The 15,785-nt window shown below is 49.6% G+C and carries 14 protein-coding genes; 12 read left to right on the top strand and 2 right to left on the bottom strand.

From position 1 onward, the window contains the following. Nucleotides 1-33 precede the first annotated feature (33 nt). Nucleotides 34-1,056, bottom strand: coding sequence for a 2-keto-3-deoxygluconate permease (locus G614_RS0103515; protein WP_027640821.1), 1,023 nt, complete (start codon nt 1,054-1,056; stop codon nt 34-36). 315 nt (nt 1,057-1,371) lie between these two features. On the opposite strand from G614_RS0103515, the gene G614_RS0103520 reads away from it, so the two are divergent. From G614_RS0103520 to G614_RS0103540, 5 genes are all read left to right on the top strand, one after another. After that, nucleotides 1,372-3,357 carry a sigma 54-interacting transcriptional regulator gene (locus G614_RS0103520; RefSeq protein WP_044917380.1) on the top strand — a complete coding sequence of 662 codons (1,986 nt, stop codon included), beginning with the start codon at nt 1,372-1,374 and terminating at the stop codon, nt 3,355-3,357. A gap of 311 nt (nt 3,358-3,668) precedes the next feature. Beyond that, nucleotides 3,669-4,673 (top strand): PdxA family dehydrogenase, encoded by a 1,005-nt coding sequence (locus G614_RS0103525; RefSeq protein ID WP_027640823.1) that lies wholly within the window; start codon nt 3,669-3,671, stop codon nt 4,671-4,673. A gap of 18 nt (nt 4,674-4,691) precedes the next feature. Next, nucleotides 4,692-5,141 carry a tripartite tricarboxylate transporter TctB family protein gene (locus G614_RS0103530; protein ID WP_027640824.1) on the top strand — a complete coding sequence of 150 codons (450 nt, stop codon included), beginning with the start codon at nt 4,692-4,694 and terminating at the stop codon, nt 5,139-5,141. Between the two features lie 15 nt (nt 5,142-5,156). Then, nucleotides 5,157-6,662, top strand: coding sequence for a tripartite tricarboxylate transporter permease (locus G614_RS0103535; RefSeq protein ID WP_027640825.1), 1,506 nt, complete (start codon nt 5,157-5,159; stop codon nt 6,660-6,662). A 117-nt stretch (nt 6,663-6,779) separates the two neighbouring features. Further along, nucleotides 6,780-7,772 (top strand): Bug family tripartite tricarboxylate transporter substrate binding protein, encoded by a 993-nt coding sequence (locus G614_RS0103540; RefSeq protein WP_027640826.1) that lies wholly within the window; start codon nt 6,780-6,782, stop codon nt 7,770-7,772. 84 nt (nt 7,773-7,856) lie between these two features. Here the strand turns inward: G614_RS0103540 and G614_RS0103545 are convergent, their stop codons facing one another. Continuing rightward, nucleotides 7,857-8,801 (bottom strand): sugar phosphate isomerase/epimerase family protein, encoded by a 945-nt coding sequence (locus tag G614_RS0103545; protein WP_236945725.1) that lies wholly within the window; start codon nt 8,799-8,801, stop codon nt 7,857-7,859. 335 nt (nt 8,802-9,136) lie between these two features. On the opposite strand from G614_RS0103545, the gene G614_RS0103550 reads away from it, so the two are divergent. The 7 genes from G614_RS0103550 (at nt 9,137) to G614_RS0103585 (ending at nt 15,785) form a co-directional block, all read left to right on the top strand. Beyond that, the gene (locus G614_RS0103550) at nt 9,137-10,252 is read left to right on the top strand and encodes a Bug family tripartite tricarboxylate transporter substrate binding protein (protein WP_027640828.1); all 1,116 of its coding nucleotides are present in this window, start codon (nt 9,137-9,139) and stop codon (nt 10,250-10,252) included. Nucleotides 10,253-10,306: 54 nt separating this feature from the next. Continuing rightward, a complete protein-coding gene (locus G614_RS0103560; protein ID WP_027640829.1) occupies nt 10,307-10,759 on the top strand; it encodes a tripartite tricarboxylate transporter TctB family protein in 453 nt (150 codons plus the stop codon). A gap of 16 nt (nt 10,760-10,775) precedes the next feature. Continuing rightward, on the top strand, nt 10,776-12,260 hold the full coding sequence (locus G614_RS0103565) for a tripartite tricarboxylate transporter permease (RefSeq protein ID WP_027640830.1): 1,485 nt from the start codon (nt 10,776-10,778) through the stop codon (nt 12,258-12,260). A 4-nt stretch (nt 12,261-12,264) separates the two neighbouring features. After that, nucleotides 12,265-13,224, top strand: a complete 960-nt coding sequence (locus G614_RS0103570; protein ID WP_027640831.1) for an NAD(P)-dependent oxidoreductase — start codon at nt 12,265-12,267, stop codon at nt 13,222-13,224. Between the two features lie 74 nt (nt 13,225-13,298). Continuing rightward, nucleotides 13,299-14,024, top strand: coding sequence for a FadR/GntR family transcriptional regulator (locus G614_RS0103575; protein ID WP_027640832.1), 726 nt, complete (start codon nt 13,299-13,301; stop codon nt 14,022-14,024). 198 nt (nt 14,025-14,222) lie between these two features. Further along, the gene (locus G614_RS0103580; RefSeq protein WP_027640833.1) at nt 14,223-15,077 is read left to right on the top strand and encodes a sugar phosphate isomerase/epimerase family protein; all 855 of its coding nucleotides are present in this window, start codon (nt 14,223-14,225) and stop codon (nt 15,075-15,077) included. A 48-nt stretch (nt 15,078-15,125) separates the two neighbouring features. Next, complete coding sequence (locus tag G614_RS0103585) at nt 15,126-15,785, top strand: aspartate/glutamate racemase family protein (protein WP_027640834.1); 660 nt, start codon at nt 15,126-15,128, stop codon at nt 15,783-15,785.

Consider the following 15,785-nt stretch of genomic DNA (forward strand, 5'->3'; position numbering starts at 1 on the left):
AACTAATAGGCTTATATCTAATCACTATCCGATTTAGTCAAAATCAGCAGTTGCCGCGGGCTGGGCTTTGCAGCCCTCCGGCTCAGGGGCGGGTATGTCTGTGACTATGCCGTGGGCCTTATTCCACTTACGGGACACCTTGGCCAGCCAGGATACCAGCAGCGGGCAAAGCAAGGCTGTGATTACCACGGCGGCAGCTGTCTGGGCAGTGGCAGTTTCCACCTGGGGCTGGAAGGATGGATCGGCCATGGCTACGGCTGTGGGCGTGGTAGTGGCCACCCCGGCCGTGGTGCCGATGGCAGCGCCCATGGGGTCCGCCTTCCTGCGGAGGGCGCTGTAGAGGAAGAAGGTGAGAAGGCCGGTGGCCAGCACAGTAAGGAGACCCAGCACAATTCCGGAAATACCCGCTCTGAGAATATTGTTGAAGTTCATGCCCGCACCCAGGGCAAAGCCGTTAAATGGGGGAAGAAGAATCATGCCGGTGGCCAGAATTTTTCTCCACTCGTGGTCCAGATTGCCGATGATGAACCCGATAACCATGGGGATGATGCTGGCAATGATGTCTGTAATGGGGAAGTTGCCCATGCCGGAAGCGCCCAATGCAATCATGGTAAAAAAGGGACCGTCATTGAGTGCAAGGATGGAGGTGGCTCCCACATCTGTTTCATCGCCAAATTCGCCTGCCAGGGTGGCGTAGATAACGCCGTTGGAATTTGTTACGGCTCCGATGACAGCCAGGGGCGCCAGTCCCAGGAATCCTGCTTCGCCAAACAGTGCATTGAGCAGAAGTCCCAGGCCAAAACCGATAAAGAACTTAAGGGCGGTGAGGACAACGCCTTTCCATACAGTGCTGCCGGCCATCTTTACATCAATAGTGGCGCCGCTGCAGAACAGAAACAGGCCAATCAGGGTGGGAACCCCGTTCTTGAACAGGCCTGAAGTAAAACCGCCGATGGTGAGGGCGTTGGGGAAAAAGGTATTCATTGCACATCCAAGGAGGAGGGGAATCACCATCACTCCTGCCGGAAAACGTTTCATTGTCGCTAATATCCTCATAAATCTCTTCTCCTTTACGTGGGCTGCCATGCTCACTGGCCATATGAGCTGCGTCAGCTTCTGGTTGTTTTTACATGCCATTGCAATGCTGCTGACTGATTAAAAAAGCAATTGTTGTGCCAAAAAAGCATTTGCGGAGGAAACAGAATAGAATTTTATTTAAAACAACTAAAAAAGTATGAGAGAATATGTACTATTTGCATAAGAAAAAAGGGGAAACAGATAAAAAGTTGGAATATATAAAATTGCATATAGATTGCGATTTAACAATTAAATGCAATTTTATGATTGCAAAAATACAATATACAGGATAATATGGACAATGGGAGGTATATGAACGTGATTAAAATTGTATTTTTTGCACCATATCCGGATATTCTGCCTGTCATTGAGCAGGTATTCCGGGAACGGCCTGAATCGGAAGCCATCCAGTATGAGGTAATACAGGATTTCTACAATAACAGGCTGGAACAGGTGGTGGCGGACGTGGTCATAGCCAGGGGATTTACGGCCCATACCCTGAAGCGCAAGAACATTCCATGCGCAGAGCTTAAATCCACGGGATACGATGTAATGAAGGCAGTTAATGAATGTATGCAGAAGGGGAATATTGAAAGGATTGCCGTGGTGGGAGCCTTCAATATGGTGTATGGGGCTGAGCAGATGTGCCACCTGTTTCCCAATCTGGAGCTGAGCTGTTATGCGGAGGACGACGAAACCAAGCTGGAGATGGCGGTGTACCAGGCCCTGAAGGACGGGAACCAGGCTATCGTGGGGGGATATTCCACGGTCCAGATTGCAGAGCGTCTGGGGATGCCGGCCGCCATGATTCATTCAGGAATCGAGGCAGTAAACCATGCCATTTCAGAGGCCATAGCAGTGGCCCATCTCACCCGCTATGAGAGACAGAAAAGGGATGAGATAGCAAATATCATGAATTACTCCTTCCAGGGAATCATTTCCGTCAACCGGAAGGGAATCATAACCCTTGCCAATACATGCTGCCATGCCTATATGAAGGACAGGAAGATTTCGCTGGCAGGAGAGCATATAAAGGATTTCTTTCCGGATATTGATTTTGACAGTGTTATCCGGGATAAACAGAAAATCCTGTCAGAGGTATGCAGGTTCGGAGGAAAACAGGTGCTGGTCAATTGTGTGCCTGTGGCCGGTGACTCGGAGGAGTTCGGCTGTGTGCTCACCTTCCAGGGAACGGAACAGATACAGGCAGAGGAGGGGAAGCTGCGCAAGCGGATGCATTCGGACGGCTTTACGGCCAAGTATGACTTTTCCCACATACTTTACAGGGACAGCTGCATGGAGGCGGTTATCAGCCAGGCCGTGAAATTCAGCTACTCAGATTCCAACATACTGATTCATGGGGAAACGGGTACGGGAAAGGAACTGTTTGCCCAGAGCATTCACAACTCCAGCCGCAGAAGGAAGGGGCCTTTTGTGGCAATTAACTGCGCGGCATTGCCGGAGAATCTGTTGGAGAGCGAACTCTTTGGCTATGTGGAAGGGGCCTTTACCGGAGCGTCCAAGGGCGGAAAAATGGGGTTTTTTGAGATTGCCCATAAGGGAACCATTTTTCTGGATGAGATAGGCGACATATCACCAAAGCTTCAGAGCCGTCTTCTGAGAGTCATACAGGAAAGGGAAATCATCCGTCTGGGCAATGATACGGTGATTCCCATTGATGTGCGCGTTATCTGCGCTACCAACAGGGATTTAAAGAAAGAGGTGGCACAGGGGAATTTCAGGGAGGATTTGCTGTATCGTCTGGATGTGCTTGAACTCAATCTTCCGCCCCTCAGAAGACGGAAAACAGACATCCTTTATCTGGCGGACCGGATGGTGCGTTTTGAACACGAGAGAACAGGAAGCAGGCTGGAGACAATATCCCAGGAGGGCAGGGAACTTCTGATGCGTTATGGCTGGCCGGGTAATGTGAGGGAAATGCGCAATTTCTGTGAGCGTATCTGCATTCTCTGCGAGAAAACAAGGGCAGGGGCAGAGGACGTACTCCAGGCTCTTCCGGGAGAGTGGGAAAATGGGAAACCGGCAGACAGCCGGCATGCAGATGGCAGTTCCAACGGTATGGTTTTGCCGGCATCCGGGAATCATGTACCGGCATCGGCCGCGGGCCGCCGCGTCCCCCGTCTGGAGGATGCGCAGAGGCAGGCAGTGGAGGATGCCCTTGAGATGTGCGGTTATCACAGAGGCAGGACAGCCGCGTATCTGGGGATTAATAAGAGCACTCTATGGAGGAAAATGAAAAAATATGGCATTGAAGGTTAGGCGGATGACATTGAAGGCCAGGCTGATGGGATGATTTGAAACAGAGAAACACTGTGAAACAGAAAAACGTTATGAAACAAAAATAAAACGTGGTAGAGATGATGAAACATTTATGCCGTGAAAAGTACGAATACATATGGGGATAAATGATGACGTTATATGCAAAATGCATAACGAAAATAAAGGGTTCCCGGAAGTAAAATATAAAAAATCGTTCTTCCTGAAAAGTTTGGCACGCTTTTTGCTTTTAATATAGGCATAAGTCAAGAGCAGAAATAAAAACCAAAAATAGAAGGAAGGATGATTTTTTTATGAGCGGTAAACCAATTTTAGGAATCTTATTAGGAGATGCAGCCGGCGTAGGGCCGGAAATCATTGCCAAGCTGGCAGCTTCCAGATTTTATGATGAGTACTGCCGTCCGGTGGTAATCGGAGATGCCAGGGTATTTGAGAGAGGTGCCAGGATATGCGGCCTGGAAATCCCGGTGCAGATTATAAACAAGGTGGAGGAAGCAGACTGGACCAAGGGAATGCCTGTCCTGGACCAAAGGGACGTGGACCCTGAGCAGGTTCCGTTTGCAAACATCAGCATTGACAGCGGGCGCGCATGCCTGAACATGTTAAAAACAGCCATTGAGCTTTACCAGGCCGGCAGCATTGACGGATTCTGCTTTGCTCCGTTAAATAAGCAGGCGATGATTCAGGCCGGGTGTCCTTTTGAGAGCGAACACCATTACATGGCCCACCTCTTTGGACACACGGATCCATTTGGGGAAATCAATGTGCTGGGAGATCTGTGGACCACAAGGACAACCAGCCATATTCCGATCAGCAAGGTCAGCGAGAGCCTTACCGTGGATACCATCATGAGAGCCATAAGGCTGGCAAATGTTTCTCTTAAGAATTCCGGCATTGAGAAGCCAAGGCTTGCCCTGGCTGCCCTGAATCCTCACTGCGGCGAGGGCGGAAAGTGCGGCAGGGAGGAAATCGATGTGATTGCACCGGCCATTGAGAAGGCAAGGGAGATGGGAATTGACGCCAACGGACCCTTCCCGTCCGATATTCTGTTCATCAAGGCATTTAACGGGGATTTTGACGGAGTGGTGACCATGTATCATGACCAGGGTCAGATTGCGCTTAAGCTGAAGGGATTTGACCAGGGCATCACCATTGCGGGAGGCCTTCCGGCGCCAATCGTCACATGCGCCCATGGCACGGCCTACGATATTGCAGGAAAGGGAATTGTCAAGACTTCGGCATTTGAGAATGCGGTCAAGATGGCTGCCAAGATGGCTGTCCATCTGAAAGGCTGCTGATAAAAGGGAGGGGTTTACATGAAAAAAATAGGTACAAAGCAGATTGTACCCTTGGTGTTGGCGGCAGTTGCTGTGGTATTCGCTGTGGTTGGTTTTACACAGCTGGGGTTCTGGAAGGATGTGGACGGGCCTCAGCCCGGTTTCTTCCCGGCCATCATGGCTATTGTTATGTTCCTGGCAAGCATCGCTTCTTTCTTCCGGTCCCTGAAGGAAGAGAAGGCTGCCAGGTATGAGCGGGATGAGATGGTGGTTATAGCCGGGGGAGCGGGAATCATAGCAGGTTCCTTTATCATAGGTTTGCTGCCCAGCTGCTATTTGTTCGTGATACTGTGGCTGAAGGTGTTTGAGAAGTCCGGATGGAAGGAAACCCTCATTGTCCTTGCTGTCTGTATGGCCATTTCCATCGGCGTGTTCCGGCTGTGGCTGGGGGTCCATTTTCCAATGGGGCTTTTCGAAGCATTCTTGTAGAAGGGGGTAAACAAAATGGAAAATATTCAACTGTTAATGCACGGCTTCTCCACGCTGTTCACCTTCAGCAATGTGGGTGCCGCCCTTTTGGGAGCGGTTCTGGGCCTTGTGGTGGGGGCAATGCCCGGTATCGGAAGTCTGGCCGGTGTGGCCCTGCTGCTTCCGCTGACCTACAAGTTTAACCCGACCACTGCCATCATTATGCTGGGAGCTTTGTATTACTCCAATATGTATGGCGGTGCCTTCAGCGCAATCCTGTTAAATATTCCTGGAGATTCACCGGCCATCTGCACGGCCATGGACGGCTACCCAATGGCTTCCAAAAAGAAGCGTCCCGGACAGGCGTTGTTTACGGCTAATATGGCCTCCTTTATCGGAGGAACCATCGGTATCATCATCCTGACCTTTACAGGACCTGCCCTGGCGGATATCGGCCTTAAGTTCGGCCCATCTGAGATGACGGCCCTGCTTCTTATCGCCATGACGTCCATCAGCTGGCTGGTGGGAGAGAATCCCATCAAGGGAGTGGTGATTACCATGCTGGGTATTCTGCTGGCAAGCATTGGCATGGACACTCTGTCAGGCTCGCCCAGATATGATTTTGGCAGCATGTATCTGCTGGGAGGCATTCCATTTACGCCATTCATTATCGGTACAGTGGGCTTTTCACAGGTTATCAAACTGGTCATGGAGCGCAGCAATGAGGTGAAATCAGAGCCTCACATGAAACTCACCATCCGGGGGAGCCTTCTGACAAAGCATGATTTTAAACGTCTGCTGCCGCCTGCCCTGCGCTCCGGCGTCATGGGAACCTTTGTGGGCGTGCTTCCGGGAGCAGGGGCAACCACCGGCGCCTTCATGGGATATGCGGCCCAGAAAAAGTTTAAGAACGAGGAAGAGCTGGGAACCGGCGCCATAGAAGGCATTGCGGCCAGCGAGGCTGCAAACAATGCGGCCGCGGCCGGCGCATTTGCACCGCTTTTGGCCCTGGGCATACCGGGAAGCGGCACAGGCGCAGTGCTTTTAGGCGGCCTGATGATGTGGGGACTCAATCCGGGACCTCTCCTGTTTACCAATGAACCGGAATTCACGTGGGGCCTTATTGCATCCCTGTTCCTCTCCAACATATTTGCACTGGCAGTGGCAATCGGCGTTATTCCGTTTCTGATTCAGATATTGTCCGTGCCTGTGAAGTACATGATTCCCATTATTACCATTGTGTGTGTGGTAGGGTCCTACAGTTCCAGCTATTCCATGTATGGTGTGCTGATTATGTTTCTGTCAGGCATACTGGGATATCTGCTGGTGAAGAATGATTATCCCACGGCTCCCATGCTTTTGTCCTTTGTGTTAGCTAAGCTGCTGGAGTCCAATATGCGAAAGGCATTTATCATATCTGGGGGAAGCCTGAGCATTTTCTTTACAAGACCCATTACATGTGTGCTGATGCTGATTTTCCTGGGGTTTATCTGTACGCCTGTGGTAAAGGCCATACTTAAAAAGGCAAAGGCATCCAGATAAGGCTGGAATGATTTTGCAGCTGATACAGCAAACGTAATATTCCAAAAATAAAATAACGAAGGTAACATGCAGGTTTGTTCATACATTCATGAACATGGATTGAGGAGGTATTTAATAATGAAGAAAAGAAGTATTGTAATGGCAATGGCAGCTCTTATGGCAGTATCAGCAGTAACCGGGTGTACAGGCAAGGCAGTCAGCAGTGACGGCACATTCACACCAAAGGAAACCATTAACTGGACCGTTACATCCAGTCCGGGCGGCGGCAGCGACATCTATACACGAATGATATCCGATATCATGACAAAGGAAAACCTTGTCAATGGACAGCCCATCATTGTCACCAATAAGACGGATGGAAGCGGTGAAATCGGCAGAAACGAAGTGGCTACCACCAAGGGGAGCAAGGCTGACTATACCCTTCTCACATTTAACAGCGGCGATTTAATGCCCATGGTCCAGAATACAAAGAACCGTTCTTCCAATTTCCGTATCCTGGCTGTTATGGCTGTTGACAAGCAGCTTATTTTCAAGGGGGAGCAGACAAAGTATGCTGATTTCAAGGAGGCAATCGAGGCTGCCAAGAACGGTACAAAGATCGTCATCGGCGGGTCCAAGGGAGATGATATCGCTACCTATGATGCCATGCTGGAGGAAATCGGAATCAGCAAGGATGTGATGTCCTATATCACCTATGACTCCACTGGCGACGCCATCACGGCAGCCCTGGGAGGCCATGTGGAATTTGTTATCTCCAAGCCTGCGGCTGCTTCTGAGTATGTGACAGCCGGTTCCCTGATTCCTGTGCTGGCACTGTCCACGGAACGGTATACCGGCAACCTGGCAGACGCCCCTACACTGAGCGAAATCGGAGACTATGAAAATGTGGAAGTCCCTGTATGGCGCGGCGTGGCAGCCCCTGCGGCCATGAGTGATGCTGCTGTGGCTTACTGGAGCGGGCAGCTGGGCAAGGTGGCTGAGACCGATACATGGAAGAATGATTATCTGGAAAAGAACAAACTGATTGGCAACTATATGGATACTGCCGCCGCAACGGAATACGTGACAACCTATGAAAAGGACTTCATGGCTGCCAACGGAATCCAGTAAGACTGAAAAATGATATGAATACGCTGTAAAATGGGCTGCTGCACCAATGAAAAAAATCAGGTGCAGCAGCCCATTTAAAATACATCAGTGATTACAGTGCTGCTCCAGTGCGGCCATAAATGCGGAGGATACCTTTTCGTACATAACCCTGGCTGAGGTGCGTCCGGATACACCGGGATAGGGCCGGACTTCCAGGGAGATGGTGGGACGGACCGGGCCGGGAAAAGCGGGGATATAACCGGATGTCAAGAGTGCTTTGAATTGGAGAGTCAGTTCCTGACAGTCATAACAGCCATGCTGGACCCCTATTGGCGGATGGGTGTGGCCATAGAATTGGCTGGTTTGTTCCAGTACGGCATTGCCCATGTGAACGTGAGCAAGACCGGCTTCCATACAGGACTTCACCGCGCCGCCAATTTCCTCGCCCATCAGTGGAAGGTGGGCAATATCCAGTATGAGTTTAGCGTTGGAAGCGCCCTTTTCCTGCATATCCTTAATGAAAGCTGCACATTCCCACGTGGGGCCCAGAATCAGATTCTTAAAGCGTCCGCGCTCAATCGGCTCGATGGATACCGTCATATTATACTGTGCGGCGTGTGCGGCGCATTTCAGGAAAAATTCACTGTACCGTTCCAGAAGGACTGGGCGTCTGCTGTCTCCCTGATCCGGTGTTCCGGTCAGGACGATGAGGGAGCAACCCGCCTCAGAAGCATAGTCAATCTGTTCCTTCATGGCTGTCAGGGCATGTTGTCTGAAGGCTGGGTCATCGCTGGATGCGTTATACATCCCATCCAGTTGGAAATATCCCGGAGTATTATAGTTGAGTACTTTGTTGTGTTCCTTCATCCGTTTGATTTCTGCCTTTCTCAGTCCGGCATCGGATGGGAGAAAGGTCTCGAAGCATTCATATTCGGGAAACTGGCAGCACTGGTCGACTGCACTGAAATGTTCCAGCTCATCCTCAAAGGACAATGGATACAACATGGAAGGACTGATGCCAAAACAAACATAATCACTAAAGAACATCATAAAAACTCCTCTCTCAATTTGTTCCCAGCTAATGGAAGGAGAGAAAAAGAGGTGTACAAAAGCACAGTTACAATCATAACACATTCTAAAAAATAAAGTCAATATTGTTAATAAGAAAATAATATATTTAAACAATATGTATAAAGTGCACAAAAATATTGGGGAAATTAGGGAGATGTGTTGGTTGACAAACCAGAACAGTATTGCTAAAATGGCCTTACCAGCTAATACATGTAGGACAACCGTTAACCCATAACTGACAACATATAGCGGCTAACGAAATACATATACAGGTTTGCGGTTATACATGAAAAGAAATGAAAAGGAGAGAGGATATGAGAAAGAAAACATGGAATACCCTGGCTGCAGGCGCATTAGTGGCAGTTATGGCTTCTTCTGTCATCACAGGATGCCAAGGAGGACAGTCCACAGCAACGGCAGCGGCCACAGCAGCGCAGGAAACCGATATCCAGGTAGAGGAAGCAGGCAAGGCAGATACTGAAACCACGGGGGGAAGCAAAGGCTCAGGAGACGTCCACGGCACAGATATGACACCTATCGATAACTATCCGGCCTCATCTCTTACCATCACCTGTCCCGCAGGGGCCGGTGGCGGAACAGATCTTCTGTTAAGGGCTATGGCACCAGCTATGGAGGAGTACCTGGGGGTACCGGTTATGGTTGTGAACAAGCCGGGCGGCGGTTTTGCTATCGGCTATGCTGCTGCATTACAGGATTCCAATGACGGCAGCAGTATTTCAGTAGCACTCTCAGAACTTCTGGGCCTGCCATATGTAGCCGATGTTAGCTTTGACTATACAGATTTTGAGCCTATCTGCAATTTTAATTCCACCTTCGGCGCTCTTTCTGTTAATTCCAGCGCGCCCTACGATACGGTGGAGGAGTTTGTAGAGTACTGCAAGGCGAACCCCAATACAGTAAGAATCGGAAATTCCGGAATCGGCGGCGTGTGGCATATCCTGGCGGCATCCTTTGCACAGGAAGCAGGTATCGAGGTGGTACATGTTCCCTTCGATGGCGGCGGGCCTGCGGCGGTAGCCGTGGCAGGCAACAATGTGGAGGCGGTTCCGGTAAGCGCCCAGGAAGTGCAAACATATGTGGAGGGCGGAATGGTAAAAATTCTGTGTTCCTTCTCTCCGGAGCGTCTGCCTGAACTTCCGGATGTTCCTACGGGTACAGAGTGCGGTTATCCGGCACAGATGACGGTGTTCAGGGGCTTTTTGGCACCCAAGGGCATGTCTGAGGATGTAAAGGCCATGATTGATGCAGCTACCAGATATGCTTTGGCAGACGAAACGGTCCAGGAATTCATGAAAGCCCAGAATTACACGAATAATTATATGAATGCAGATGAATTAAAGGAAATGATGGACAGAGAAAATGCGGTATATGCTGAACAGTCCAAGGCATTGGGCATTGCTGTCAAGTAATTGAACCCCAAGGGCTGCCACAGGCAGCCCTTTCTACACAGATGGAGGTACTTTATGAAGAAAATTGCAAATGTGATTGCATGTGTTTTCACTGCAGTCAGCCTGTATGCGTTTTTTACAGCAAGAACGTTTCCGCCGGGCTCCAACGGAGCCCTGGGCCCGGGATTCTTTCCCCAGGTCCTGGCGGTCCTGGTTATCTTTCTATCGGTTCTGGAGCTCGTCGGTTCCCGCAATGCCGTGATTCCTGAGAATCAGAGAGAGGTTACTCTGTTTAGGAAAGAAAACCTGAAGGTATGGCTGTCTGTGGCAGCCGTGATTGTGTACATATGGACCCTCAAATATATAGGGTTTAAGATTATGACTCCCATCTATCTCTTTACCATGCTGTTCTTTTTCAAAGTCAGGAATAAGCTGGTACTGGCGGGTGTTCCCTTAGGAATCACCATGCTGTTGTATTATGTGTTCTCCGTGTTGCTGCATGTGCAGCTTCCACAGGGGGTATTTTAGAGAGGGGGCAGGATAAATGTTTGTAACAGTTATATCTAATATTTTAAATCCCGTATGTCTGCTGTCAATACTGGGCGGGGTGGCTATGGGGATATCCTTTGGGGCAATGCCTGGTCTTACCTCCACAATGGGAGTGGCCCTCCTGATGCCAATCACCTTTTCTATGGCGCCTCATGTTGGAATGCTGATGCTTATAGGCATATTCTGCGGAGCCATCTATGGCGGCTCTATCACAGCAATTCTAATCAATACCCCAGGCACTCCTTCTGCCGCAGCCACAGTGCTGGACGGTTATAAATTCACAGAGCGCGGGGAGGCGGGGAGAGGACTGGGCATATCTACGGTGGCTTCCTTTGGAGGCGGGATTATAAGCGGGATTGTCCTGATTCTGGTTGCGCCTCAACTGGCCCAGATTGCCCTTAAATTCAATGCTCCGGAATCCTTTGCCCTGGCATTTTTCGGACTGAGCATTATAGCGGGCATCTCCGGCAAAGACATGGTGAAGGGCCTTATGTCCGGCATGTTAGGCCTGCTGCTATCCTTGATTGGTATGGATAATGTGACGGCCTATACACGCTTTTCCTTTGGCTCCACCTATCTTATGGGCGGGCTGTCTTTCATACCTGTGCTGGTAGGTCTCTTTGCTATGAGCCAGTGCTTCCTCACGGTGGAGGAAATCTATGTGGAGCGTACAAAGGCTGCCAGGACCAGGAATCCCCTTCCTTCTCTAAAGGACTTAAAGACAATTGCTCCCACCATACTGAGGGCTGGACTGACGGGAACCTTTATTGGAATTATTCCGGGTGCAGGCGGGGATATCAGCGCCTTTGTATCCTACGATATGGAGCGCAGGGGGTCAAAGCATCCAGAAAAGTTCGGAACCGGTATCCCGGAAGGGATTGCCGCGCCTGAGGCGTCCAATAACGGCACAACAGGCGGGGCTCTGATTCCGCTGCTGACCCTGGGGATACCGGGAGACGCCAACACCGCTGTTATGCTGGGGGCGCTGATGATGCACAATTTGACTCCGGGTCCACAGTTGTTTCTGACGAAAGCTGAGACAGTGTATACATTGTTTGCAGGCTTTATGGTAGCTAATGTAATTATGCTTGTTCTGGGTTTTTTAGGACAGCCCTTGTTTGTGAAGATTGTATCGATTCCCAAACGGATTCTGGTTCCTGTGATTATCGTAATGTGTACCGTTGGCTCCTTTGCCATCAATAACAATTACTACGATATCATAATTATGCTGATTGCAGGAATCGTTGGTTACTTTATGTCAAAGGGGGGATATCCTCTTTCCCCTATTGTGCTGGCACTGATTCTGGGACCAATGGCAGAAGGTAATTTCCGAAGAAGTCTGGTTATGTCCCAGGGAAGCTATTCCATATTCTTCCAGAGGCCCTTCTCGGCAGCGTTCATTATCATAGGCATCCTGTCGCTGTCATGGCCTATCATATCACATATGCGGAGAAAATGGCGGATGGCACAGAAAGGATAAGCAGATGAAAAAAATAGTATTTAGCCACAACATACCAAAGGAGTATTATCAGGAATATACGCAGGGGCTTCGCGTAGTTACACCTGAAAATTCCATGGAGAGCTTTTCCAGGGAGGAGGCTGAGAGAGTCATAGAAGATGCAGATATCTTTATCTGTATTGGGGATTATACCTGTGACCAGGCGCTTATAGACAAGGGCAACAGCCTCAGGATCATAGGAAATATGGGGTCAGGCTATGATAATGTGGAGGTGGCCTATGCAAAGAAAAAAGGCATACGGGTGCTGAATGCTCCGCGTTCTGTGGTGGATTCCACGGCTGAGATGACGATAGGGCTCATGATGAGCGTATGCCGGGGAATCGTACAGTATGACCGTGAACTGAGAAAAGACCGGGTCTGCACGAGACAGCTGTTTTTCCGCAGGGATATGCTCCTAAACGGCAAGACGCTGGGTGTCATTGGTTTTGGAAGGATTGGGCAGGAGGTGGCCCGCAAGGCATATGGACTGGGTATGAAAATTGTCTTCTATCAGCCGGTGCCTGCGCCAGATGAGGCGGTCAGGGCATGCGGTGCTAAGGCAGTGGGCCTGGATGAGCTGCTGGAGACATCGGATGTCGTCACAATCCATATTCCATATACAGAAGAAACCCGTCACTACATAGACATGGAGAAGCTGGGACATATGAAGGAGACTGCCTATCTGATTAATGCGTCAAGAGGCGCCATCGTAGATGAGCGCGCCCTGGTGGATGCCCTTAATAACCATAAGATTAAGGGGGCGGCGCTGGATGTACATGAGTTTGAACCAAATATCTCGGCTGATATCGCTGAGCTTCCTAATATTGTAATCACGCCTCATTGCTGTACAAATATAGCGGAGGTCAGGGTTGGCATGCTGCATGAGCTGTTGGAGGGAATCAGGCAGCTGTTAGAGGGAAAGAATGCCCATAATATTGTCTGCTGACGGACAGAAGATATGTTTAAATCTGGCATAAAAGGTGGTATACTTTAAGGAAAAGAAAAAAGGCGGTATTTGTCATGAACTTAAAAGCTGTCAAGAAAGTTAATATTGGAGACCAGGTGTACAATCAGATGAAAGACCAGATTATGTCGGGTGTTTGGGTGCCAGGCGAGAAGATACCTTCGGAAAATCAGCTTATGGAAGTATTTGGAGTCAGCCGGGGGACAGTGCGCCAGGCGATTCAGAAGTTGTCAGCAGTGGGACTTCTGGAAACCAGGAGGGGGGAAGGATCATATGTGGGCCAGCTGGGGCTGGCCAACTACTTTCAGAGTGCTGTGCCGGCTGCTTTCTTAAATGAAGATGAATTGAAAGAAGTGTTTGAGTTCAGGATGCTGTTTGAATGTGGGGTGGCTGAGATGGCTGCGGAAAATGCCACTGATGTTCAGATTAGGAAGCTGGAGAAAAATTATAAAAAGATGCTGCAAAACCTGGGGAATCTGGAAAAATACATAGAGATTGATTTTGAGTTCCATTGTCTTCTGGGAGAATGTACCCATAATACGTTAGTGTGCCAGATGTATAAAACCATAGAAGATGCGCTGGTAATGTCCATCAGGGAAGGCACGGAGATGATTGGGTTTGAGCATGGCAGGAAGGACCACGGGCTGATTCTGAAAGCAGTACAGAATCATGATTCCCAGGCGGCCAGAGAAGCTATGCGGCATCATATAATCGATCATCCGGCACTGGCACTGGATGTTCCGGCTGAAACAAAAGTTGACAGCTTAGTGAAACACATTTAAACGTATTTAAACAACTGAGACGATTGAAACAAAACGAAACAAAATAAGCGGGCATAAAACATGACGTTCCATTGAAAAAAAGGATGTATATTGGGGAACAATGGAGTTGGCATGTTTTTTGCTTATTATATAATTTACAGAAGCTGCTGCTCTCAGTGCACAAGGGTAAGCAAGGAACAAGGTAAGGAGGAGTGTAAGGTGAAACTATGTTATCAGGTGGCTACGCCGGATGTGGCGATTGCTGATTCCGTGACAGCATACCAGGGAAGCCTGGATAAAAGTTTCGGGGATCTGGGAAGGCTGGGATATGACGGGGTGGAGCTTATGACCTTGAATCCCGGTGAATTAGACTGGAAGGAAGTTAAGGATACAGCAGAGAAGAATGGCTTGTCTGTGGTCCTGGTGTGTACCGGGGAGATTTACGGGCAGTTGGGCTTAAGCTATACGAATCCGGATGAAAGAATCCGTATGGAGGCCATCCGCAGGAGCAAGGAAATCATTGACTTTGCCAGTTATCTTGGGGCGAATATCAACATTGGCCGGGTACGGGGACAATATTGTAAGCAACTGACCAGAGATGAAACACAGGAACTGGCAGTGAAAGCCTTCCGGGAATTGGCAGATTATGGGGCGCCAAAGGGAGTGAATATCGCGCTTGAGACAGTGACAATCATGCAGACAAATTTTATCAATACCCTGGCAGAGGGAGCGGATATGGTTGACCGGGTGGACCGGCCTAATTTCCGCCTGATGATGGATATCTTCCATCTGAACCTGGAAGAGAAGGATATATATGAAGCCATCCGCCGTTACAATCCGTATAATATTCATGTACATCTGGCGGACAACAACCGGCGGTACCCTGGCCACTGCGGACTGGACTTTGAGAAGATATTGAGCACCTTTAAGGAATGTGGTTATGATGGGAATTACTGTACCGAGATATTTCAGATTCCTTCGATGGAAGAGGCGGCGAAAGGGGCAATCGCCCACCTGAGGCCCATTGCAGACAAGGTGTATGGAAAAAAGACGGAAAACTTATATAATAACTGATAACAGATAACTGGCAGCGCCAACTGCCGGTTGGAGTCGGAGGATCACATGAAAAGTATAGCATTAATCCATACAGTAAAGAGCGTGGCGGCAGGCTTTGACGACAGCCTGAGGAATTACCTGGGATATGAAGTGAAGATACATAACCTGTGGGACGATTTTCTGGCAAATAATCCCAACGAGATTGGGGAGTTCACCATACAGAACCGCAACCGCCTGCTCTGCGATATGAAGGCCCAGGAGCTGACAGGAGCGGATATCATTGTCACCACCTGCTCCACGCTGACCCCTGTGGTGGAGATGATTCGGCCCTTTATCCGGGTTCCCGTCATTGCCATTGACGATGCCATGGCCAGAAGGAGCGTCCTCTACGGAAAGCGCATTATGGTCATGGCCACAGCGGAGAGCACGGTGGGCCCCACTGTCTCAAAGATTAAGGCTGAGGCGGATAAGGCGGGAAGGGAAGCAGACATATCCACCTGCGTGTGCATGGACGCATTCCATGCCATGAAAGCCATGGACATGAAGAAGCACGACATGATTCTCAGGGAAAAGGCCGGGGAACTTAGCGGCTATGACTGTATTGTCCTTGCCCAGGCATCCATGGCCCATCTGGAAGACGAGATAGCTTCCATCACAGGCTGCCCTGTCCTTACCAGCCCCAGGCTGTGCATGGAAGAAATCAAGAATAAATTGGAGGAGATATAG

The organism is [Clostridium] clostridioforme AGR2157 (assembly GCF_000424325.1).
Taxonomy (GTDB): domain Bacteria; phylum Bacillota; class Clostridia; order Lachnospirales; family Lachnospiraceae; genus Enterocloster; species Enterocloster clostridioformis_A.